The organism is Colidextribacter sp. OB.20, assembly GCF_009911595.1.
Taxonomy (GTDB): domain Bacteria; phylum Bacillota; class Clostridia; order Oscillospirales; family Oscillospiraceae; genus Lawsonibacter.
Genome location: NZ_QWKG01000018.1, coordinates 19,426 through 41,745, shown reverse-complemented (window position 1 = coordinate 41,745; position 22,320 = coordinate 19,426). Strand labels below are relative to the sequence as shown.

Below are 22,320 nucleotides of genomic sequence, written 5' to 3'. Positions count from 1 at the left end.
TCTTTGCGTTTTTTAGCATTGAGCATTCCTGCCCCGAGAGCTCTTTCTCACCTCTGAAGCAGCTCCTGGGCCAGCTCGATGAAGCGCTGGCCGAAGTGTGACAGCTCCCGGCCCTCCCGATAGCCGGCCACCAGCCGGCCATAGGTGGACGGGTCGGTAAGGGGGAACAGGTCCACCCCCACCGACTCGGTGGTGGAGGCGGGGATGGCCCGGAGGAACAGCTCGGGGCAGATGGTGACCCCGATGCCCGCCTGGGCCATGGCCAGGGTGGTGACGGTGTTCTCCGTCTCCAAAATCAGCTGGGGCTTGAAGTAGTACCGGCTGAAATACTGGTCCACAATGCTCCGGGTGCGGTTCCCCCGCTTGATGAGGACGAAGGGCAGCTGCTCAAAGGCCCGGATATCCGCCCCCTGGGCATACTGCTGCCGGACCCGCTCCGTCTCCTCCCCAAACAGATACCGGGTAAAGGTTTTGGGCACCACCATCATCAGCCGCTGCTCCGTAAGGGGGACGGTAGCCACCCCCTCCAGAATGATGGGCTGGAAGCAGATAATCAGGTCGGTCCGCCCGTGGGACAGCTCCGACTCCAGCTGGGTGGAGTTGCCCTCATACAGGGAGAACTCCACCTGAGGGAACTCCGTGCGGAACCGGGGCAGGATGTCGGGCAGCAGAGCCAGGCCGCAGGTGTGGGAGATGCCCACCCGCAGGGCCCCCATATACTGCTTGTTGATGTCCCCCACCTTGGTCAGATACTGGCTGTACAGGTCCAGGATCTGGGTGGCGGTGTCCACCATCAGCCCCCCCGCGTAGGTGAGGGACAGCTTGGGGGAGCGGGTGAACAGCTTCACGTCCAGCTCCCGCTCCAGGTTGCCGATGTGGTTGGACAGGGACTGCTGGGAGATGTACAGCCGCTCCGCCGCCCGGGTGATGTTCAGCTCCTCCGCCACAGTCAAAAAATACTTCAAATGTTGAAAATTCACAAAAATACCCCGCTTTTTTTGTGGATGCCCCATTGTACCACAATTATTTGGCTGTGGCAACCCTCAACAAAAAGATACTTCTCAAAACGAAAAAAATATGGCATAATAGTCAACAGTGAGGTCACGAGAACGGGCTTTCGCCCAATTTTGATCGAATTGGAAAGGAATGTTGGCTTATGAAATGCTTAATTATCGACGTCGTCTCCCCCGCCATCGCCACAGAGCTGGGCAAATACATGGAGGTAGACACCAAGATTCTCCCCACCCAGGAGGAGCTGGCCGGGATGATCGGCGACTATGAGGTCCTGATTATGCGCGTGGACCCCGCCATCAACAAGGAAATCCTGGATGCCGCCAAGAAACTGAAGGTCATCGGCGTGTGCTCCGTGGGCCTGAACCACATCGACATGGCTGTCGCCAAGGAGAAGGGCATCCAGGTGTTCAACGCCCCCGGCCTGAACGACAACGCCGTGGCCGAGCTGACCATCTCCAAGATGCTGGACATTTCCCGCCACACCATCGACGCCTGCAACGACGTGAAGGTGGGCAAAAACTGGGACAAGTATAAGTTCATGGGCCGTGAGCTGCGGGGCAAAACCCTGGGCATTCTGGGCTTTGGCCGTGTGGGCCAGCGGGTGGCCAAGCTGGCCCACGCCTTCCAGATGTACGTGGTAGCCTACGCTCCCTATCTCCCCGAGTATGTCTTCGATCAGGAGGCCACCAAGGGCGTGTCCGTTGACGAGCTGCTGAAGGTGTCCGACTTTGTCTCCATCCACATGCCCCTCACCCCCGAGACCAAGGACCTGTTCAACGCCAAATCCATCGCCACCATGAAGGACGGCGCTGTGGTGCTGAACATGGCCCGGGGCGGCATTGTCAACGAGCAGGACATGTATGAGGCCCTGAAGTCCGGCAAGCTGGGCGGCTTCGCCACCGACGTGATGGCCAACGAGCTGGCCGCCGGCGGCCTGACCGAGGGCGCTGGCTTCGACTCCCCCCTCTTCGAGTGCGAAAACTTCATCGTCACCCCCCATCTGGGCGCCCAGACCACCGACGCCGCCCGGGCGATCGGCGTGCACATCATCAACAAGGTCAAGGATGCCATGGGCCTGAAATAAGCTGGAACCTCCGCCAAAAGGCCGGGGCGGCGCGTATAACGCGCCGCCCCGGATTTTTCTATTTTGCCTCCCGCAGCCTGCGGTATTGCAGCGGGGTCATCCCGGTATACTTCTTAAAGACAGTGCAGAAGTAGTTGCTGGACGACCACCCCATCCGGAAGGCCAGATCAATAATGGGCTCGTCCGTGCTCTCCAACAGCACCTTCGCCTTTTCCACCTTATACTTATTCACATACTTCTTCAGGGTAGTCCCCATCTCCTTGAGAAAGATGGACTCGAAGTAGGAGGCGGAGTACCCGGCCTCCTGGGCCAGCTGCTCCAGATTGAGGGGCTTCATGTAGTTCTCCTCAATATACCGCAGGGCGAAGCTGACCCGGCTGTCCGCCCTGGCGCCCTGTGTCTCCTCCACCGGCTGCATCAGGGTAAACTGGAACAGAAAGCAGGTCAGATATTGCAGGCCAATGCTGCGCTGCAGCGGCTCTCCGGTTGAAAACAGGTCGAAGGCCTGGCGGAGCAGGGAGATGCAGGTGAAGGGCACCTTGACATGCCGGTGCTCCATCCGCCGGTACTGCTCCCGGAGCAGGTCAGAGTGGGTCTGGTCCAGTCCCAGGATCTCCCCCTCCCCCTCCGTGCGAATCTGAAAGCCATAGAACTCGTTGGGGCTCTGCTGGGCCGGGCCGCTGCTGTGGGCCTCCCCAGGGAAGAGGATCAGCCCCTCCCCCGCCGAAAGCTGATAGCGCCTGATCTGTCCCTCCGCCGCAATGTTCGTCGCCCAGTGTCCCTTCACCACACAGTGTATCTCACACAGCCCCCGGTGGTAGTGGACGTCAGGCTGAGGGTCCGATATCAGCTGCTTGCGGTAGGAGAAGTTGCCCAGACCGGGAATGCCGTGGACATCCTGTGTGATAATGCGCTTGTTTTTCTCCCAGGTATAGGGATCAATCAATTCCTTCGCACCGCCGTCTGTCTGTCCCTTTGGCGCCTGACACACTGTGCCCACAGCGCTCACCTCCTTAAAAATTATAAAAAATCACTTCATATAATTTTGAACGCATTATCAATATACTTTATAGTATAATAGCCAAAAAGTTTCCGGAATGCCCCGTCCTTTTCTGCTATTCATACTGTTTACACCGGCCCTTTGTTAACTCAATATTAACATGCTTCCCTTCCTCCCGCAACCATTTTTTATCCGGTATTTCCCGTAAAAACGACAGAATCAGCCGTTCAGGGAGCCGGGAAAGGAGATCATCAGATGATTTACGACACCTTGGAGCACCTGGAGGTCTATCAGGGCGCTCACCCCGGCGTGATGAAGGCCCTGAGGCTGCTGCGGGACACCGATTTCTCCCAGTGGGAGGACGGCCGCCATGAGATCGACGGAGACCGGCTGTTCCTCCTGCTTCAAAGCTACGAGACCAAGCCGGAGAACGACACCCCCGAGGCCCACAAAAAGTACATCGACATCCAGTACCTTCTCTCCGGCCGGGAGCTGATGGGCGTCGCCCCCCTGGAGGACATGACCGAGGAGGTTGACGCCCGCCCCGAGGGGGACATCTGGTTTTACCGCGGCCCCGTGAGCAATTTCCTGCTGACCGGCAGCCGCTTCGCGGCCCTCTGGCCCGGAGACGCCCACGCCCCCTGCGTGGCGGTGGACGGAAAGCCCGTCCCCTGCCGGAAGTGCGTGGCTAAAGTCCTGGTGGACTGGGAAGGATGAAGCCGGACAGCCTGCCGGGAAAGCTTTTCCAAAAATATATCGAAAAGGAAAAGCAGCTCCACCGGAAAAAGCCCGCCATGCCCTTTGTGGGAGAAAAAAAGCAGATGTGGTATTTCCTCATGAATCAGATCGACCAGACGCCGCCGGAGCGCGGCGGGGAAGATGGGAGCGCCGGGGAATAACAGACCGGCCCTCCGTCAATACTTTAATTTTTTGGAGGCAGGAGCAATGAAAGAAATCAAGAACGGCATATGGCCGGTGATGATCACCCCCTTTACCCCGGACAACAAAATTGACTACACCGCAGTGCAGGGGATCATCGACTGGTACGCCAGCCACGGCGTGACCGGCATCTTCGCCGTCTGCCAGTCCAGCGAGATGTTCTTCCTCACCAGGGAGGAGCGGTACGAGCTGGCCAAATACGTGATTGACCACGGCCACGAGAAGGGCATGGGTGTGGTGGTGTCCGGCCACGTGGCGGAGAAGGTGGAGGACCAGGTGGAGGAGGGCCAGGCCATCATCGACATGGGCGCCGACTCCTACGTGTTCATCTCCAACCAGTTCGCCCCCCAGGGGGAGAGCGAGGAGGCGGCCAAGGAGCGCATCTCCTACCTGATCGAGCACATCAAGGCCGACAGCTTCGGCATCTATGAGTGCCCCTACCCCTACAAGCGGGTCCTCAGCCCCGAGCTGTTGAAGTGGTGCGCCAACACCGGAAAATTCGCCTTCCTGAAGGACACCTGCTGCGACCTGGAGCAGCTGAAGGCCAAGTGCGAGGCCGTGAAGGGCACCCCGCTGAAGATCTTCAACGCCAACGCGGCCACCCTGCTTGAGAGCATGCGGTACGGCGTGGCGGGCTACTCCGGTGTGATGGCCAACTTCCACCCCGACCTGTACGCCTGGCTGATGGAGCACTACACCGACGCCGGCGAGCAGAGCAAGGTGGAGCAGATGATGGCCTTCCTGGGGGCCGCCTCCATGGCGGAGTGCCAGGTCTACCCCATCAACGCCAAGTACCACATGAACCTGGAGGGTGTGCCCATGTCCCTGGTGACCCGCGTCCGCGACCCTCAGGAGCTGCTTATGGGCAAGGACCCCGCCGGGATTCCAAGCAGCAAGCTGCTGGAGATCCAGCAGTTCAAGGTCTGTGAGGACATGTTCCGCAAGGCGTTTTTCGCCTGACTGCCCCGCATATTTCCCTCTCGGGGGATATGAAATAAATCCAGTAAATTTTAGGAGGAAACAAAATGAAGAAGACCTTATCTCTCATGCTGGCCGTCTGCATGACGCTGTCTCTGTGCGCCTGCGGCGGCAAGACCCCCAGCACCTCCGGCTCCGGCGCCGGCAGCACCACTCCCCCCGCCAGCAGCGGCACTCCCTCTGGGAGCAGCACCCCCTCCGGCTCCGGCGCCTATGACGCCTCCGGCGACCCCAAGATCGACCTGATCTTCACTGCCAACGCCTCCAGCGCCGACTGGCACGGCATGGCTATGACCACCTTCGCCGAAGAGGTGGAGAAGCTCTCCGGCGGCTCCGTCACCTGCTCCGTCTTCCCTGACAGCACCCTGTACTCCTCCGAGAACGAGTGGGATGCCATCAGCCAGGGCCAGGACGGCGGCGGCGCCGACATGGCCTATATCTCCTTCCCCACCCTGTCCACCCAGCCCGGCCTGGAGTGGTGCGCCATGATCAACACCGCCTACTTCTGGTCCAGCTATGACCACATGACCTCTGTCCTGAACGGCGAGATCGGCCAGGATATGTATGCCCGCATCGCCGAGAAGACCAGCATCACCCCCCTGAACGCCTTCTACCTGGGCGCCCGGGCCATCAATACCCGCACCAAGCAGATTGACAAGCAGTCCGATATGAACGGCATCCTGCTGCGTATGCCCTCCTCTGAGGCATGGCTGAACCTGGGCCGCGCCCTGGGCGCCGAGCCCACCTCCATGGCCTTCTCCGAGCTGTACACCGCTCTTCAGACCGGCGCCATCGAGGGTCAGGACAACCCCCTGCCCTCCGACATCAACGCCAAATTCTATGAGGTCGCCAAGTACTTCGCCATCACCAACCACGTGGTGGACTCCATCCTGCCCTGCATCAACACCAACACCTGGAACAAGCTGACCGACGCCCAGAAGCAGGCCGTTATGGAGGCTCTGGAGGTCGCCCGGGAGTTCAACGACACCAAGCGTATTGAGCAGGAGAACGAGTGCGTGGACACTTTGAAGGAGAACGGCTGCACCGTTACCTACCCCGACATCCAGGAGTTCAAGGACTACGCCTCCAAGTGGTATTCCGATCACCCCGACGTGACTGCGGACTGGGATATGGATCTGTATCAGACCATCCAGGACGCCGCCAAGTAACAGCTCCCCCCGCGTTTCTTCGATTGCATTGAGACAAGGGCCTTGGGGACCGGGCCGTTGGACCCGGTCTCCAAGCGCTCTCATCAGAGGAGGTGTGCCCAGTGGAAGCTTTCAAAAATGTGGTGAAAAAAATCAACAACATTCTCGGAGTCTTATTCCCCTGCATCCTGTTCCTCGCGCTGTTTTTCAGCTTTGTCGTCACCGTCGCATACCGGTATCTTGCCAACAAGTCCGTCGTCTGGGGCAATGAGGTGGCCATTCTGGCCTACATGTGGATCATGTTCTTCGGCTGCGGAAAGGCCATGGAGAACGATGAGCACGTAGTGTTCAGCCTGGTTTACGACGTGGTGTCCCCCTTTGTCAAAATGGTTATGAAGCTTGTATATAACGCGGTACTGGCCATTTTCATGGTCATCTGCTTCCCGCCCTGCATGAAAGCGCTGATCGCCAGCACACAGATTACGGGCGTTTTAAAGGTCCCTTACACAGTCGTCTTCGCCCCGTTCTTCTGGATGATGCTGAATATTATCGTATATTCCATCATCAACATCAAGAAAGCCCTGGACGAGTACAAGGCGTCCGGCTCAGAGGGCAGTAAGGAGGCGAGCGTATGAACTGGGGCGTCTTTGTTCTTTTTGCAGTCTTGGCAGTCTGCTTTATTATCCGTATGCCCATCTCGTTCTCCATGCTGGTGGCCCCCATCGCCTATTTCCTAGTAGCCAACCCCAACCGTCTCAATTCGCTGTACACCGTCATCACGGGCAACATGATCGCCGGCTTCACCATGCTGGCCGCCCCGCTGTTCGTGTTCATGGCCAACGTGCTCAACGAGTCGGAAATCACCGACAAGATGTTCAATTTCTGTAACGGTCTCTTGGGCAGGATGAAGGGTGGCACCGCCCAGGTGAACGTTCTGATCTCCCTGATCTTCTCCGGCATGACCGGCTCCGCCATCGCCGACGCCTCGGGCATCGGCCTGATGGAAATCCAGCAGATGAAGAAGGAGGGCTACGACGCGGAGTTCAGCTGCGCCATCACCGCCGCCTCCGCCACCATCGGCCCCATCTTCCCCCCCTCCATCCCCATGGTCATCTACGGCATGCTCTCCGGCGCGTCGGTGGGCAAGCTGTTCATGGGCGGCATGGTCCCCGGCGTGCTGCTGGCCATCCTGCTGATGATCTATGTGTTCTTCATCTCCCATAAGCGCAACTACCCCTCCGGCGTCATTATGACTCTGGCCCAGTTCCTGCGGGCCACCCTCATCGCCCTGCCCGCCCTGCTCACCGTGATCCTGCTGCTGTGGGGCATCTACGGCGGCGTGTGCACCCCCACCGAGGCCGGCGCTCTGGCTTCCGCCTACGCCCTGCTCATCGGCTTTTTGGTGTACCGCTCCCTGGGCTGGGAGAAGCTGAAGATCATCCTGGTCAAGACCGCCGCCAACACCGCCACCTTGGCTCTGCTGTGCGGCTCCGCCTATCTGTTCTCCTATGTGGTAGCTCTGGAGAAGATTCCCGCCACCGTGGCCTCCTTCGTCACCGGCATCTGCCCCAATAAATACATTTTCCTGCTGGTGGTCAACATCGTCTTCCTGCTGCTGGGCTGCGTGCTGGATGTGTCCACCATTCAGCTGGTGTTCGTGCCCATGGTACTGCCCCTGGTCAAGGCCTTCGGCATCGACCTGGTCCACTTCGGTGTGGTCATCTGCCTGAATATGATGATCGGCCTGTCCACCCCGCCCTTCGGCATGCTGCTGTTCATCGTGTCCGGTCTGGGCAAGACCAAGATCGCTGGGGTAATCAGGGAGATCCTGCCCATGGTCATCATCATGATCGCTCTGCTCTTCCTGTGCACCTACTGCGAGCCCATCGTTATGTTCCTGCCCAACCTGATGCACGGAGCGTAAAATTTTATTCCTTTTCAAAACAAACCTGGGAAAAGGCCTTTTCTATCTATGAAAAGGCCTTTTCCATTGGTCCAAGGAGAATTGTTATGGAACACTGTGAACTTGACCAGCTGCGCCGGCAGCTGGAGGACCCGGACAGAGCCCTGCGCAGCGCCCCCTTTTGGGGCTGGAACAGCCGGCTGGACCGGGAGGAGCTGGCCTCCCAGGTCCGGGACATGGCGGACAAGGGTCTGGGGGGCTGCTTCATCCACTCCCGGGAGGGGCTGGAGACCCCCTATCTCTCAGAGGAGTGGATGGAGGACGTGTCCGCCGCCGCGGAGCAGGCGGAGGAGTCCGGCCTGGAGCTGTGGATTTATGACGAGGACAAATGGCCCTCCGGCAGCGCCGGGGGGATGGTGTCCGCCGCCGACCCGGAGGGGAACACCGCGAAGGCCCTCACCCTGGAGGTTGTCCCCTGTGGCTCCGCGCCGGAGCTGGGGGAGGATGTGGTGGCAGCCTGCCAGGTGGAGCTGGAGGGAAGGACCATCCGGCGCTTTGGCGGCGGCGGCACCCTGCTCATCCTCCGCCGGGAGCGCTCGGACAGCAGCGAGTGGTACAACGGCTCCGCCCCTGGCGACAATCTGAGTGCCGGCGCGGTGAGGCAGTTCATCGCCCTCACCCACGAGAGATACCGGGAGCGTTTCGCCCCAAAATTCGGCTCCACGGTCAAGGGCTTCTTTACGGATGAGCCCAACTTCTGCGACTTTTACAGCGCCTTCACCCCCGGCCGGCCCTGGCTGCCCTGGACGGAGGACTTTATCCCGGAGTTCATCCGCCGCCGGGGCTACGATCCGGAGGCCTGCCTCCCCCTGCTGTTCTTCGACGGCCCGGACAGCTCCATGATCCGCCACGACTACTGGCGCACCCTGTCGGAGCTGTTCGGCGAGCGGTACATGAAGCAGCTCTACGACTGGTGCGGGGAGCAGGGCCTGTCCCTCACCGGCCACATGCTCTATGAGAACGACCTGGGCTACAACATCCGGGTCTGCGGGGCGGCCATGCCCCAATACCGCTATCTCCACTGCCCCGGCATCGACATTCTGGGGGAGCAGTCCCGGGAGTATCTGACGGTGAAGCAGTGCACCAGCGTGGCCAATCAGTATGGCCGGAAAAGCGTGGTCTCCGAGACCTACGGCTGCACCGGCTGGGCCTTTGACTTTGAAGGCCAGAAGTGGCTGGGGGACTGGCAGTTTGCCCTTGGGGTGACCCGCCGGTGCCAGCACATGATGCTCTACTCCATCGCCGGCTGCCGGAAGCGGGACTACCCGCCGGTATTCAACTACCAGAGCTCCTGGTGGCAGTACAACCGTCTGATGGAGGACTACTTCGCCCGTCTGTCCGCCTGCACCTCCGCAGGCAGGCCGGTGCGGAGCATCCTGGTCCTCCACCCCATCTCCTCCCTGTGGACCAAATGTGCCAGCGCCCCGGAGGAGGACCTGTCCCACGTGGACATGAATACCGGCTGGTCAGACCCCCATATCACCGCTCTCAACGTGGAGGGGGAGGCCTGCAACCGGCTGGCCGAGGCCCTGTTCCGGGCTCACCGGGACTTCGACTTCGGGGATGAGACCATCCTGGCCGAGAAGGGCCGGGCGGAGGGGGGCGTCCTCACCGTGGGAGAGGCGTCCTACACCACCGTCATCGTCCCCAAGGTTTGCTCCCTGTTCCGCTCCACCATGGAGCTGCTGGAGGAGTACCTGAAGGGGGGCGGAAGGCTGATCTGGATGGGCGAGCTGCCCGGGATGACCGAAGGCCGCCCCGGAAACCGGGCCGCCGCCCTGCTTGAGCGGTATTCCTTCTCCCGTGCGGACAGCCTGGAGGACCTCCTCCGGGAGCTGGACCGCCTCTCTCCCCGGCCTCTCTCCATCACCAACCAGCTGGGGCAGGAGGATACGGAGCTGCTTTCCATGCTCCGACAGGTGGGGGAGGACCGGCTGCTTCTGGCGGTGAACCACGACAGGAGGGAGTCCCACTGGGTGAAGCTCACCCTCCCTGGGGGATATGAGGTGGAGGAGTACGATCCCTGGACCGGCAAATCCCGCCCTGTCACCGCCGGGCAGGAGGGGGGAAGCACCGTCTTTGCCGACACCCTGCCTCCGGCCTACAGCAAGGTCTACTTCCTCCGGGCGGGAGGAGCGGACCACCCCCTGTCCATCTCCCCGCCCTATGAGCACCCCCACCGCAGCGAGCCCCTCTTCGCCCTTCTGGGCCCCTCCGCCCCCTTCACCCGGACTATGCCCAACGCCCTGGTGCTGGACCTCTGCGCATACAGCCTGGCGGGCTCCGGCTTCTCCCCCGACATGGAGCTGTGGCGGGCCCAGAAGGAAATCCGGGAGGCTCTGGGGATGCAGCAGGTCTACTACAACGGCGCCCCCATGCGCTACCTGTGGGTGGAGAAGGAGAAAAACAAGGCCGGCGTCCCCTTCGCCCTGCGGCTGACCTTCCAGGTCTGGGAGACGCCGGACACCCCCTGCCGCCTGGCTATGGAGGCCCCGGAGGGGCTGGAGGTGCTGTGCAACGGTGTCCTCTGCCAGGAGGACGGCGGCTGGTATGTGGACAGGGCCATCCGCACCCTGACTCTGCCCGAGCTGGTCCCGGGGGAGAACGAGCTTCTCATCCGGGGGGCCTACCGGGGCCACCTGGAGCTGGAGGACCTGTTCATCATCGGCGATTTCGGGGTCAATCTGGCCCGGGAGATTGTCCGGGAACCGGACAGGCTCCATTTCGGCGACTGGTGCGCCCAGGGCTACTGCCACTACCCCGGCGACATGGTCTACCACTTCACCGCGCCCCCCTGCTGTCCGTCGGAGGGCCGGATTATCCTGACCCTGGAGGCCCACTCCGCCGCCCTGGTCCAGGTCACGGTCAACGGACAGGCCGCCGGCCACCTGTTCGGCGCGGGCTACAACACCCTGGACATCACCGCCCTTCTGGAGGACAGGGAAAACTCCATTGATCTCCGGCTGGTGGGCACCCCCCGGAACCTGTTCGGGCCCCTCCACCAGAAATACACAGGCTGTACTCGGATCAGCTGGGCGGACTTCCGCACTGAGGGAGCTCTGTACACCCCGGACTGTGTTCTCCACCCCTATGGCCTGTTGGGCCAGGTCAAGCTCATCAAAAGGTAAAATCGGGTCCCCGTCCTTTTGGACGGGGACCCGATCTCCTTTTCAGTCCAGAAAGCCTGGCCGGGCCCTCACGCTATACCGCTGCTCCAGCAGGTGCAGCTGCTCGTCGGTGATGGTGTGGAGCCGGGGCAGGTGGGCGATTTTCAGATAGACCTCTGCCGCCTTCTCCGCCGTCTCGATCAGGCCGAAGGTCTCGTCCAGATTCCGGCCCGCGCCGTAGATGCCGTGCTGGGCCCAGACCACCAGTCGGGCGGTGGTCATCTTCTCCGCGGTTGCCTCGCCGATCTGGGTGGTGCCGCAGAGCATCCAGGGCAGCACGTTCACTCCGTCGGGAAACACCACCAGGCACTCGGTGGACATCTGCCACAGGGTGCGGGTAAAGGCCCGGTCGTCCAGCGGGTGGACATAGGTCATAGCCAGCAGGTTCACCGGGTGGCAGTGCATGACCACCCGGTTCTCCGGGTCGGTCCTCAGCCGGGCGGCGTGGCTCATCATGTGGGTGGGAAATTCCGAGGTGAAGCTTCCCCCGTCAGAGTACCCCCATAGCAGCTGGGCCTGGGTGCCGCCCTCTGTCAGCCGGACCAGTCCCAGGTCCGCCTCCGGCTCATACCGCACGTTTTTGAAGTACTTCCCCGTTCCGGTGACCAGAAAATCCCGGCCCTCCAGCTCGGGCGCGGAGAAGCCGGTTGGGATGGTCCGCAGGACCTGGCCGGGGTCCACATATTCCTCCGCCTGCCCCCGGTCCAGCATCAGGCTGATGTTGCCGCCGTTGCGCTCGTCCCAGCCCTGGCCGTACATGCTGGCGGTGGTGCGGATCATCTCCGTCACAAAGGGCGCGTTCAAGATATCCTTCATGCTCTCTCCTCCAAAATATCCAGTAAATGTCCGCTCCCTGCCGGGGGAGCGGACATTTTCAGCTTGCTCAGCCCTTCAGGCTCTCGGCCCAGGCGGCGTACTTGGCTACCTTGGCCTCGGCCTCCTCCCTGGACGCGCCGTTAGCCAGGATGTAGACCTTGACCTTGGGCTCGGTGCCGGAGGGCCGGACGATCAGGCTGGTGCCGTCGGCCATCTCGTAGCGCAGCACGTTGGAGCCGGACAGCTCCATCCGGGACCTCTTGCCGCACTCCACGCAGACCACGCTGCCGTCCTTATAGTCCTTCTGCTCCTTGACAGCCACGCCGGCGATCTCCACCGGGGGCTTCTCCCGCAGGTTTGCCATGAGCCCGGCCATCTTTTTGAGACCGTCCAGGCCGGGCATGACCAGGTTGCAGGTCTTCTCACTGTAGAAGCCGTACTTGTCATACAGGGCCAGCAGGGCGTCGTACAGGGTCATCCCCTGGCCGGCGTACCAGGCGGCCATCTCGCTGAGGGCCACGGCGGCAGTGACGGCATCCTTATCCCGGACGAAGGAGCCCAGCATATAGCCGTAGCTCTCCTCATAGGACATAATCACGTTCCCCTCGCCGCTGCTCTCCAGCTGGTCCTTTTTCTGGGCCAGGAATTTGAAGCCGGTGAAGGTGTCGAAGCACTTCAGGCCGTTGACCTCGGCCACCTTCCGGGCCATCTCGGTGGTAACGATGGTCTTGAGGGCCACGGGATTGGCGGGCAGGCGGCCGGTGCGCTTCATGGCCCCGATGAGGTAGTCCAGCAGCAGCACGCCGGTCTGGTTGCCGGTGAGCACCTTGAACTCGCCGCCGCCCACGTTGACCATGATGCCCACCCGGTCGGCGTCGGGGTCGGAGCCCAGGATAAAGTCGGCCCCCTCCTTTTTGGCGATGTCCACCGCCAGGTAGAAGCCCTCCGGGTTCTCCGGGTTGGGGGATTTTACAGTGGGGAAGTTGCCGTCGATGACCATCTGCTCAGGGACGCAGATGACGTGCTTCATGCCCAGCCGGCGCAGGGCCTCGGGGATCAGCTTATATCCGGTGCCGTGGAAGGGGGTGTACACCATCTTGAAGGTGTCGGCCACCTTTTCCACCGCCTGGATGTCGATGGCCTGAGCCAGGGCGTTTGCCAGGAACTTCTCGTCGGTCTCCGCGCCCATGAGGACAATCTTACCCTCGGACACGGCCTGATCATAATCAGCCTTCTTCACGCAGGCAAAGACGTCCAGCTCCTGCATCTTCTTTGCCACCTCGTCGGCGTGCTTGGGGGGCAGCTGAGCGCCGTCCTCCCAGTAGACCTTATAGCCGTTGTACTCCTTGGGGTTGTGGCTGGCGGTGACGTTGATGCCGGCGATGCAGCCGTACTCCCGGATGGCGAAGGACAGCTCGGGGGTGGGGCGCAGGGCCTCAAACAGGCGGACAGGAATGCCGTTGCCCGCCATGACGCAGGCGGCCTCCCGGGCAAAGACATCGGAGTTGTTCCGGCAGTCGAAGCAGATGGCGACCCCCCGCTTGACGGCCTTGGGGCCCTCCTCCAGGATGACCTGGGCAAAGGCCTGGGTGGCGTGGCGGATGACGTGGACGTTCATCCGGTAGGTGCCGGCGCCCATAGTGCCCCGGAGACCGGCGGTGCCGAACTCCAGCTGGGAGAAGAACCGGGATTCGATCTCCTTGTCGTCGTTTTTGATGGCCTCCAGCTCGGCTTTCTCCTGGTTGGACAGGGCGGAGCTGACCAGCCAGGCCTCATAAGTATCGCGATAGGACATAATCACATTACCTCCTGCGGTTAAAATTTTACACATGCTATTGTACCACAGAGGGGATAGGATTTCCAGATATTTTTGTCAAAAATTACAGCTTCAGCCCGGCCATGTCCTGGGGCAGGGGGACGGCAAACTGCTGTTTTTCTTTTGTAATGGGGTGGAGGAAGGACAGATACCCCGAGTGGAGGGCGGGGCGGGAGATGAGGCTCCGGTCCTCCGTCCCGTAGAGGAAATCCCCAGTGAGGGGGTGGCCGATGTGGGCCATATGGACCCGGATCTGGTGGGTGCGGCCCGTCTCCAGCTCCAGGCTCACCAGGGCCCGGTCCCCCCAGCGCCGCAGAACCCCGTACCTCGTCCGGGCGGACTTGCCGTCGGGCCGGACCATCTGCTCCATGAGGGAGCCGGGGCGGGGGCCCAGAGGGGCGTCGATCACCCCGGCGGGGGGCTCCGGGACGCCCTCACACACCGCCAGATAGACCCGGCGGAAGGCATCCGTGTGGAGCTGATTTTTCAGCACCTCCTGGGCGTGGGGGTGCTTGGCGGCGACCATCAGCCCGCTGGTCCCCCGGTCCAGCCGGTGGACGGGGTGAAAATCGGCAGTTTCCCCCTCCTCATCGTAATGATAGAGGAGAAAATTACCTAGCGTATCGTCAAAGTGCCCCGGCCCCGGGTGGACGGACACCCCTGGGGCCTTGTTGAGGACAATCACGTCCAAATCCTCATAGACGATGTCCAGCGGCCCCGGCGCCGGGAGAATGCCGCTGCGCCGGTCCGGGTCGTCCAGCCGCACGGAGAGCACCTGTCCCGCCGCCGGCCGGAAATCGGTGTAGACCCGCGCCCCGTCGGCCAGGATGCCGTCCTCCAGCCACTTGATGCGCTTTACCACCGTCCCCGAAAGGCCCATCCGCTTCCGGAGCAGGGTGTCCACCTTGACCCCCGCCAGCTCGGGGGTAACGGTCAGCTCCAGCCGCCGGCTCACAGCTTTTTGGACAGCCAGGCGTTGGCGGTCACGAACGCGAGGCAGAACAGGGTCATGACCGCCAGCAGGGCTCGAAAGGCGTCCATACTCAAGGGCAGCACCACAAACAGTGCCGCCGCCGAGGCGAAGAAGGTCACTCCGCCCGCCACCTCAAAGGCGGTATGGACGATTTTCCGTTCCCGCTCGTCGGTCTCCTTGATTTTCGCCTTCCGCTGGGCCTGGGGGTGGGTGATGAGGTACTGGGTGCGGATCAGCAGCACCAGCGCCCCGGCGGTGATGCCGCTGGCCGCCCCCAGATAGAAGCCCTGGGCGTGCTCGGACAGGGGGCTGTTTGGCACCAGCAGAAACCAGCAGGCAAAGCCCACCAGCCCGATGCACAGCATGGCGATGGCCGCCCAGCGGCGCTGCTTCAGGGACTTGCCGTAGTCCCCGTTTCCGGTCAAAAGTTGTTTTATCAGCATGTTTCAGTTCTCCTTCCATATTTACAGGTTTGTACCATAAGGCCCCCTTCGCAAGGGGGCTCCCGGCGAAGCCGGGTGGGGATTTTCGGGGAAAACCCTCCGTCATTTGCTTCGCAAATGCCACCTCCCTTTGCGAAGGGAGGCTTTTTCGCCTGCGGGACGGGGAAACGGCGGGACGGGTCGTCCCGCCCTACACACGGTTCCCTCACATCTTTTTATTCCACCGATGGATGTTAATCATATAGAAGGTGCAGTGGAGGACGATGACCACCGAGATGGCCACCCCCCACAGGCCGCCCACAAAGATCTGGATGACCATGAACGCCGCCCACAGCATGTACAGCGTCCAGTACCAGGAGGACATGGCAGCCTTCTCCCGGATGGCCACGTTGCGCTCGTCACGCTCGCCCCGCTCATACTCTTTTTGCTGTTCCGGGGACATCCGGATGCGGCTTAGCGCGATTCCAACCGCCCCGAAGCCCATCAGCACACCGCCCAGGGTGAACATGGCAAGGCTGAGCTGCTCCGGGACACGCTCCCCCAGCAGGAACGCGGCGAGAATCAAGGCAAGAGCGGCTGCAAACATCACGTAGGGGAATATCTTTTTCAAAAAATCCTTCATAACAAAACCTCCTCAATACTTCCGGCTGACCCACCAGCGGGTAAGCCCAATCGCGCATATCCGAAAGAGATTGACCCAGATCAGCAGGGTGAAAATATCCCGGTTCTCCTGATAGAGGCCGTACACAAACAGCAGGACCACCCAAAGCCCGGTTTCCAAATCCAGAACGACACAGGCGGCCTTCCCCCGAATCATGTCGTTCCGCTCGTCCCGGTCCGCCCGGCTGCGCTCCTTCTGTTCCTCCTCCGGCAGGCTCTTGTAATACGCAAGGGAAAAGGCATTCATCACCAGCAGACCCACGCCGACGGGAATCAAAACCACAGGCAGCTTCTCCCGCAGAAGGGCGGGGACAAAGGGGAGCAGCAGAAGCAGTCCGGCCAGAAGAGCCCCCGCCGCCAGGGTCCAATCCCATTTCGACGGTTTTCCATAGCGTTGTCTCATGTCATCTCCTCCTCAAACAGAATTACCGCGTCTTAATATTTCCGCTCCAGCCACCAGCGGGTGGCAACACAGGCCAGCTCCCGGACGACCAGGACCAGGTACAAAATGCTGTACACAGACGGCTGGTTTCTAAAAACGAATACAATCGTCGCGATAATCAGCACAGCGTCCTCCAGGCTCCAGCAATTCCGCATTGCCCTGTCCTGAATCATCCGGCTGCGCTCATCACGCTTTTCCCGCTCCGCTTCCCGCTTCTCTTCCGGGGTCATGCGCTTGTCCCGCCATATCTGCCAAAATCCCAGGAGCGCTGTAATAATAACAAGCCAAAGCCCTGTAACCGCCATGTTTTTCTCCCACTGTCCGGCCCCCGCCTTGGTCACAAGGTAAATGCTGAGTCCCAACATTGACCCCAAGCGGATCAAATCGTCCTGCATCGCGTTACTTTTCAACAGCTTCATGTTGTCTCCTCCTCAAACAGAAATACCTCCTCGATGGTCAGCCCAAAATACTTCGCTATTTTGTGGGCCAGCAGCAGAGAGGCGTTGTACCGGCCGCTCTCCAGGGAGATGATGGTCTGCCGGGTGACGTCCACCCCGTCGGCCAGCTCCGCCTGAGAGATTTTCCGGGCTTTGCGCAATTCAGCGATACGGTTGGTCACCAGACCACCTCCTTATATACAAAAGTAAATTTTGTACTCCCGCCCGAAGGGCAGGAATACAGGGCTATGTGCGGGTGGGTGTAAAGCGTGCTTTACTGTCCGTAGTATAGCACGCTTTACATTTCGTGTCAAGGGAGCTTTACATTTTTTTGCAAAAAATTTGAGGCCGCCCAAACGGGCAGCCTCATAAAAAACTCACTGTATTTTCTGGCTCTCCAGATACTCGTCGTAGCTCATCTTCCGGTCGATGAGCTTTCCGTCGGCGGTGAAGTCAAAGACCCGGTTACACACGGTCTGAATGAGCTGATGGTCGTGGGAGGCCACCAGCACGTTGCACTTGACGGCCTCCAGCCCCTTGTTCAGGGCGGCGATGGACTCCAGGTCCAGGTGGTTGGTGGGCTGGTCCAGCATGAGGACGTTGGCCCCGGACAGCATCATCCGGGACAGCATACACCGCACCTTCTCACCGCCGGACAGGACCTTCACCGGCTTGTGGACCTCGTCCCCGGAGAAGAGCATCCGGCCCAAAAAGCCCCGGAGATACTGCTCCTGGGGGTCGGGGGAGAACTGGCGCAGCCACTGGACCAGGTCGTCGTCATTCTCCTGGAAGTAGGGGGTGTTGTCCTTGGGGAAGTAGGAGAAGGTGGCCGTCTGGCCCCACTTCACCGTCCCCTCGTCGGGCTCCAGCTCCCCGGCCAGAATCTTGAACAGGGCGGTGTGGGCGTTCTCGTTGTCCCCCACGAAGGCGATCTTCTCGTCGTGGCCCACGATGAAGGACACCTTGTCCAGCACCTTCACCCCATCGATGGTCTTGGACACGTCGGTGACAAAGAGGATGTCCTTGCCCACCTCCCGGTCGGGGGAGAAGCCCACCCAGGGGTAGCGGCGGGAGGAGGCGGGCATCTCCTCCACGGTGAGCTTGTCCAGGAGCTTGCGCCGGGCGGTGGCCTGCTTGCTCTTGGACTTGTTGGCGGAGAACCGGGAGATGAACTCCTGCAGCTCCTTGATCTTCTCCTCGTTGCGCTTGTTCTGGCTCTTGATAAGCTGCTGGACCAGCTGAGAGGACTCATACCAGAAGTCGTAGTTGCCCACATACATCTTGATTTTGCCGTAGTCGATGTCCACAATGTGGGTACAGACAGTGTTGAGGAAGTGCCGGTCGTGAGAGACCACGATCACGGTGCCCTCAAAGTCCAGCAGAAAGTCCTCCAGCCAGTTGACGGCGTCAATGTCCAGGTTGTTGGTGGGCTCGTCCATCATCAGCAGGTCGGGACTGCCGAAGAGGGCCTGGGCCAGCAGCACCTTCACCTTCAGCCGGGCATCCAGGGTGGCCATATCGTTGTAGTGCAGCTCGGTGCCCAGCCCCAGGCCCTGAAGGATGCGGCTGGCGTCGCTCTCCGCCTCCCAGCCCCCCAGCTCGGCGTACTCCTCCTCCAGCTGACAGGCCAGCATCCCGTCCTCGTCAGTCATCTCCTCCTTGGCGTAGAGGGCCTCCTTCTCCTTGCCCACATCGTAGAGCCGCTGGTTGCCCATGATGACGGTGTCCATCACGTTGTAGGCGTCGTAGGCGTTCTGGTCCTGCTTCAAAACGGACATGCGGATGTTGGGCAGGATGGACACCTGGCCGGAGGTGGACTCCAGCTCGCCGGACAGAATCTTCAGGAAGGTGGACTTGCCGGCGCCGTTGGCGCCGATGATGCCGTAGCAGTTGCCCCGGAGGAACTGCAAATCCACATGGGAAAACAGCGGGGTGCCGCTGTAGTTCAGGCTCAGGTCGGTGACGGTGATCATAGTCGTTCTCCTTTTGAAGCTCAAAATATTCGCTGACCATCATACCACATAACCGGAAAAAAAGACAGCGTTTTTTTCACAAAAGCGCCGCCTTTTTTCCCTTAATCATATTCACTGTGCCGATTCACATTTACCTCCAGCTCCTGAAAAAAGAGCTTGACCAGCGTATCGATGCGCTGGAAGCACCCCGGGTCATCCAGCTGGCTGTTATTCAGAATACAGCGGATGGCCTCCAGGGTCTGAACCGCCCGGCTCTCTATAGCAGACTGAAGCACATCCGGATCGATCCGCCCCACATAGTCCGCCACCATTCTGCCCAGCTCAGCATGATACAGAGTGGTTGAAATCGGGAATTCTTCTTTTTTTAACATACTTGTACTCCATTCATTGTATAATTATAATACATTCACATTATAATATATATTTACTTTATATGCAAGAGTAAACTTTATTTGTTAGGAGGGTTGTCCTATGCTGGATGAAATGCTGACAATTAAAGTGCGTGGAGACGACGGGCACCGCAATATTACCGTTAGAATTAAAGAACGGACACTTCAAGGCATCGAGGAGATCGTAAAAAGTACAGGTCACAGCCGGAACGAAGTGATCAGTCTCATGCTGGAATATGCCCTCCCTCGTATAAAAATAGAGTCCGAGTGAATAATTATTCATAATTTCCCTGTTTTTTGACATTTCTCGAAAAAATCTTTTATAAATTCACATTTTCCCTCTTGCCGGATTCTGGATATTGTGGTATACTGTCCTTGGTCGAAAGACCGCCTGTGCATATTTTCCCAGCGATAACGGCCGAGTCCCCTCTCGGCCGTTATTTCATGACCGCACGCCCAAAGCAGTAATTCCCCTGACGCCGCTCCTCCGGAGCTTCCGCGTCAGGGGAATTTTTCTGTCTCATTACAGGCACAGCGCCTCCAATATATTCCGGCCAAAGTCCTCCAGCCGGGTCTGAATGCCGGGCAGGTTCAGGGCCTGTCCGGGGAAATTGGCCGTCTCAATCAGGGCAAAATTCGGGGGGAGGTAGAATGATTTGTTCATGTTCATGGCGTCGATCACCTGCCGGGCCACCGCGTCTCCCCCGGAGTAGCCCGAGACCACAATGGCAAAGACCGCCTTGTCATAGAACCGGGTCTGGCGGAACAGGGCGGTAAGGCGGTTGACGCAGGCGGTGAGGTTGGCGGGCAGGGCATCGTTATAGTTGGGGCACAGCAGCACCAGGGCGTCCGCCGTGCGGACGGCGGGATAGACCTCGTTCTGCATCACGCCGCCGTAGAAGCATCCCCCCTTCTCGCCGAAGTGGAGGCACATGGTGTAGGGGCAGCCGGAGCAGTCGGAGAGCGTTCCGTTGCGCAGGCCGATCTCCTGGATGTCACACCGGCCCTCCAGCCTCTCCCGGACTCTGGACCACAGGTCCATGGTGTTGGAGGTGTGGTGGCTGGAGGCGTGGAGGACCAGCACATTGGGCCGCTCTCTTTTGGGAAGGGTCTCTGTCTCCACCCGCTCCGCCAGCTCCCCGGCGGCGGCCCGGTAGGCCCCCATCCGGTCGGTGCCCAGGTTTTTGGCCTGGACCTCAAAGTTAGCCAGAGAGCCGGTGGCCTCCACCAGGGGCCGGCCCACCAGGGCGCAGCCCGCCCTGTTCAAGGCCAGGGCGGCCTCGGCGGCGACGGATTTGGTGTACAGCTCCCCCGCCCCGTCTACAATGAGCCCGGCGGTGCAGCCGGCCAGCAGGTTGGGCTCCTTCCGCAGCCAGGCCAGCATCCGGACGTACTCCAGATTGGTGCCTGCCTCTCCCAGGGCCAGGGCGAAGAGCAGCCGCTGGCCCTTCAGACTGACCAGCTTCTTCGCCGTCCGAACCGCCCGGACCGCCCGCCCGGCCAGGACGCGATTCAGCACACCCTCCAGCCGCTGGCCCGCCCACCCCTCGTCGGGGGTGGGGTAAATGAGTGTAATGGACATAGTTCCACCTTCCTGACATGGTGTGTAGGGGCGGATATCATCCGCCCGCGGGAAACCGGCGCAGATCTGGCGGGCGCATATTATGCGCCCCTACAGAGGGCCGGCAGGGCGTGACCACTGGGCGCGCCGTTTTATCGGGCGGCCCGTCGCGCCCTGCATCAGATGATTCCCTTCAAATGCTCCGCCGCCTCCCGGATGTGGCCGAAGAGGGGGTCTGGGATGCGGGGCAGCAGCTCGGTCTCCACCCCGGCGGGGGTGAAGCGGTTTTTCACGCCCATATAGACCCCATCCAGGAAGACCGACCCGCAGTGCCACTCCCCCCGGAGGGTGAGCAGCAGGGACAGGGCCCCGGAGGACAGGGCGGGGGCCACATAGGGCTTGAAGCCGATCTCCCGCATTTTCAGGTTGGCGGTGACGGTGAGGCGAGTCAGCTCCTGAGACAGTTCCTCGTCGTAGTGGTCGATGGAGTTGGCGATGAACAACCCCGTTCCGTGCGGCCCGAAGGACCGGCCCTCGGTGAGGAAGGAGGCAAGCCTCTCGTCCCGCTTGGCGAAGTAGGCCGCCCGGGCGTTCATCACCCCCAGACCGAAGCCCTGGACCTGCTCGGGCCGCAGGCCCCTGCCGTCCCAGTTGCCGTTTTCGTCCTTGTTGCTCTCCAGATAGGCGGTCTTTGCCAGGGGGTCCACCGGGTCGGACACGGCGCACCACAGCCCCCGGAACCCCTTCTCCCGGGCCATTTTTGCGTAGTGCTTCACAATGCCGGCGTTGGCCTCAAACTGGGCCATGCGCACATCCTGCACCTGGGAGCCCACCGGCGGGATGCCCTTGGAGGCCACAAAGACAAACATGTCGCAGTCAAACAGCTCCTCCGGGGAGATGACCTCCACCTCGGGGAACATGTTGTAGTTCCAGGGCAGATTGATCTGACCCATCTCAAACTCCCACCGGGCGGTGATCTGGCTGCTGAGGTCGCAGATGCCGATGGAGGAGATCACATCCCCCCCCAGCAGCTTCAGCCCGGTGAGGAGGGTGGAGCCCACATCGCCGATGGCCACAATGTTTACCCGCTTTTTGCCGGAGCCAGGTGTCCACCGCAAAAGCTCCTCCCAGCCGGGGCGGCTGGTGTTGACGGCGGTGACCCGGCCGTCGGCGATGGCCTGCTCCACATTCTCGTCCACCATCAGGGGGATGGGGCGGTAGTCGGGCGGGGGCATGAGGGCCTCCCCCCAGGGACCGGTGCTGTCCAGATCGGGCAGGCGGGAGGCGTCCAGCGCCTCCAGACCGTGGCCGGCCAGCAGCTGGCCGGGGTGGTTCACCTTGAAGGACCCCCGGCCCAGCACCGGGTCACCCGGAACGGCGGCGAAGAGCCGCCAGCTGTTGGAGGGCTCCACCTCCGGGCCAAGGCCCTCCAGGGGAGTCAGCGAGGCCAGGGCCGCGCCGTTGACGTTGTAATAATACATGATAATATCACTTCCGGTATTGTGTTTATCCGTCGG

At 60.9% G+C, this 22,320-nt stretch carries 23 protein-coding genes; 9 read left to right on the top strand and 14 right to left on the bottom strand.

What is annotated here, in order from left to right; all coding sequences use genetic code 11:
- Positions 1–47 precede the first annotated feature (47 nt).
- Positions 48–980 (bottom strand): LysR family transcriptional regulator, encoded by a 933-nt coding sequence (locus D1641_RS05830; protein WP_160663623.1) that lies wholly within the window; start codon positions 978–980, stop codon positions 48–50.
- A gap of 176 nt (positions 981–1,156) precedes the next feature.
- Between D1641_RS05830 and D1641_RS05825 the strand changes: the two genes are divergently transcribed.
- Positions 1,157–2,098, top strand: a complete 942-nt coding sequence (locus tag D1641_RS05825; protein ID WP_160663620.1) for a D-2-hydroxyacid dehydrogenase — start codon at positions 1,157–1,159, stop codon at positions 2,096–2,098.
- Positions 2,099–2,156: 58 nt separating this feature from the next.
- Here D1641_RS05825 and D1641_RS19840 read toward each other — a convergent pair whose 3' ends face one another.
- A complete protein-coding gene (locus D1641_RS19840) occupies positions 2,157–3,098 on the bottom strand; it encodes an AraC family transcriptional regulator (protein WP_160663618.1) in 942 nt (313 codons plus the stop codon).
- Between the two features lie 255 nt (positions 3,099–3,353).
- Here D1641_RS19840 and D1641_RS05815 point away from each other — a divergent pair, with 255 nt between their 5' ends.
- The 7 genes from D1641_RS05815 (at position 3,354) to D1641_RS05785 (ending at position 11,254) form a co-directional block, all read left to right on the top strand.
- Positions 3,354–3,815 carry a YhcH/YjgK/YiaL family protein gene (locus D1641_RS05815; RefSeq protein ID WP_160663616.1) on the top strand — a complete coding sequence of 154 codons (462 nt, stop codon included), beginning with the start codon at positions 3,354–3,356 and terminating at the stop codon, positions 3,813–3,815.
- Positions 3,812–3,997, top strand: a complete 186-nt coding sequence (locus D1641_RS05810; protein WP_160663614.1) for a hypothetical protein — start codon at positions 3,812–3,814, stop codon at positions 3,995–3,997. Before D1641_RS05815 ends, D1641_RS05810 begins: the two co-directional genes overlap by 4 nt.
- A 46-nt stretch (positions 3,998–4,043) precedes the next feature.
- Complete coding sequence (locus D1641_RS05805; RefSeq protein WP_160663612.1) at positions 4,044–4,997, top strand: dihydrodipicolinate synthase family protein; 954 nt, start codon at positions 4,044–4,046, stop codon at positions 4,995–4,997.
- A gap of 65 nt (positions 4,998–5,062) precedes the next feature.
- Positions 5,063–6,184, top strand: a complete 1,122-nt coding sequence (locus D1641_RS05800) for a DctP family TRAP transporter solute-binding subunit (protein WP_160663610.1) — start codon at positions 5,063–5,065, stop codon at positions 6,182–6,184.
- A gap of 101 nt (positions 6,185–6,285) precedes the next feature.
- Positions 6,286–6,798 carry a TRAP transporter small permease subunit gene (locus D1641_RS05795; protein ID WP_160663608.1) on the top strand — a complete coding sequence of 171 codons (513 nt, stop codon included), beginning with the start codon at positions 6,286–6,288 and terminating at the stop codon, positions 6,796–6,798.
- Complete coding sequence (locus tag D1641_RS05790; protein ID WP_160663606.1) at positions 6,795–8,087, top strand: TRAP transporter large permease; 1,293 nt, start codon at positions 6,795–6,797, stop codon at positions 8,085–8,087. Before D1641_RS05795 ends, D1641_RS05790 begins: the two co-directional genes overlap by 4 nt.
- An 86-nt stretch (positions 8,088–8,173) precedes the next feature.
- The gene (locus D1641_RS05785; protein ID WP_160663604.1) at positions 8,174–11,254 is read left to right on the top strand and encodes a glycosyl hydrolase; all 3,081 of its coding nucleotides are present in this window, start codon (positions 8,174–8,176) and stop codon (positions 11,252–11,254) included.
- Between the two features lie 42 nt (positions 11,255–11,296).
- Here the strand turns inward: D1641_RS05785 and rhaD are convergent, their stop codons facing one another.
- The 10 genes from rhaD to D1641_RS05735 form a co-directional block, all read right to left on the bottom strand.
- The gene (gene rhaD, locus D1641_RS05780) at positions 11,297–12,109 is read right to left on the bottom strand and encodes a rhamnulose-1-phosphate aldolase (RefSeq protein ID WP_160663602.1); all 813 of its coding nucleotides are present in this window, start codon (positions 12,107–12,109) and stop codon (positions 11,297–11,299) included.
- Between the two features lie 67 nt (positions 12,110–12,176).
- The gene (locus D1641_RS05775) at positions 12,177–13,904 is read right to left on the bottom strand and encodes a phospho-sugar mutase (RefSeq protein WP_160663600.1); all 1,728 of its coding nucleotides are present in this window, start codon (positions 13,902–13,904) and stop codon (positions 12,177–12,179) included.
- Between the two features lie 85 nt (positions 13,905–13,989).
- Positions 13,990–14,880, bottom strand: a complete 891-nt coding sequence (locus tag D1641_RS05770; protein ID WP_347707392.1) for an RluA family pseudouridine synthase — start codon at positions 14,878–14,880, stop codon at positions 13,990–13,992.
- Positions 14,877–15,341, bottom strand: coding sequence for a hypothetical protein (locus D1641_RS05765; protein ID WP_160663598.1), 465 nt, complete (start codon positions 15,339–15,341; stop codon positions 14,877–14,879). Before D1641_RS05765 ends, D1641_RS05770 begins: the two co-directional genes overlap by 4 nt.
- Before the next feature lie 205 nt (positions 15,342–15,546).
- Positions 15,547–15,963, bottom strand: a complete 417-nt coding sequence (locus D1641_RS05760; protein WP_160663596.1) for a hypothetical protein — start codon at positions 15,961–15,963, stop codon at positions 15,547–15,549.
- A 12-nt stretch (positions 15,964–15,975) separates the two neighbouring features.
- Complete coding sequence (locus D1641_RS05755) at positions 15,976–16,404, bottom strand: hypothetical protein (RefSeq protein ID WP_160663594.1); 429 nt, start codon at positions 16,402–16,404, stop codon at positions 15,976–15,978.
- 32 nt (positions 16,405–16,436) lie between these two features.
- Positions 16,437–16,862 (bottom strand): hypothetical protein, encoded by a 426-nt coding sequence (locus tag D1641_RS05750; RefSeq protein WP_160663592.1) that lies wholly within the window; start codon positions 16,860–16,862, stop codon positions 16,437–16,439.
- Complete coding sequence (locus tag D1641_RS05745) at positions 16,859–17,062, bottom strand: helix-turn-helix transcriptional regulator (protein WP_160663590.1); 204 nt, start codon at positions 17,060–17,062, stop codon at positions 16,859–16,861. Before D1641_RS05745 ends, D1641_RS05750 begins: the two co-directional genes overlap by 4 nt.
- Positions 17,063–17,257: 195 nt before the next feature.
- Positions 17,258–18,853, bottom strand: coding sequence for an ATP-binding cassette domain-containing protein (locus tag D1641_RS05740; protein ID WP_160663588.1), 1,596 nt, complete (start codon positions 18,851–18,853; stop codon positions 17,258–17,260).
- 101 nt (positions 18,854–18,954) lie between these two features.
- Positions 18,955–19,224, bottom strand: a complete 270-nt coding sequence (locus D1641_RS05735; protein WP_160663586.1) for a hypothetical protein — start codon at positions 19,222–19,224, stop codon at positions 18,955–18,957.
- A gap of 100 nt (positions 19,225–19,324) precedes the next feature.
- On the opposite strand from D1641_RS05735, the gene D1641_RS05730 reads away from it, so the two are divergent.
- Positions 19,325–19,513, top strand: coding sequence for a CopG family transcriptional regulator (locus D1641_RS05730; protein ID WP_160663584.1), 189 nt, complete (start codon positions 19,325–19,327; stop codon positions 19,511–19,513).
- 252 nt (positions 19,514–19,765) lie between these two features.
- On the opposite strand, the gene D1641_RS05725 is transcribed toward D1641_RS05730, so the two are convergent.
- Entirely contained in the window at positions 19,766–20,824 is a 1,059-nt protein-coding gene (locus D1641_RS05725) for an NAD(P)H-dependent oxidoreductase (protein WP_160663582.1), read from the bottom strand.
- 158 nt (positions 20,825–20,982) lie between these two features.
- Complete coding sequence (locus D1641_RS05720) at positions 20,983–22,284, bottom strand: lactate dehydrogenase (protein ID WP_160663580.1); 1,302 nt, start codon at positions 22,282–22,284, stop codon at positions 20,983–20,985.
- Positions 22,285–22,320: the final 36 nt, after the last annotated feature.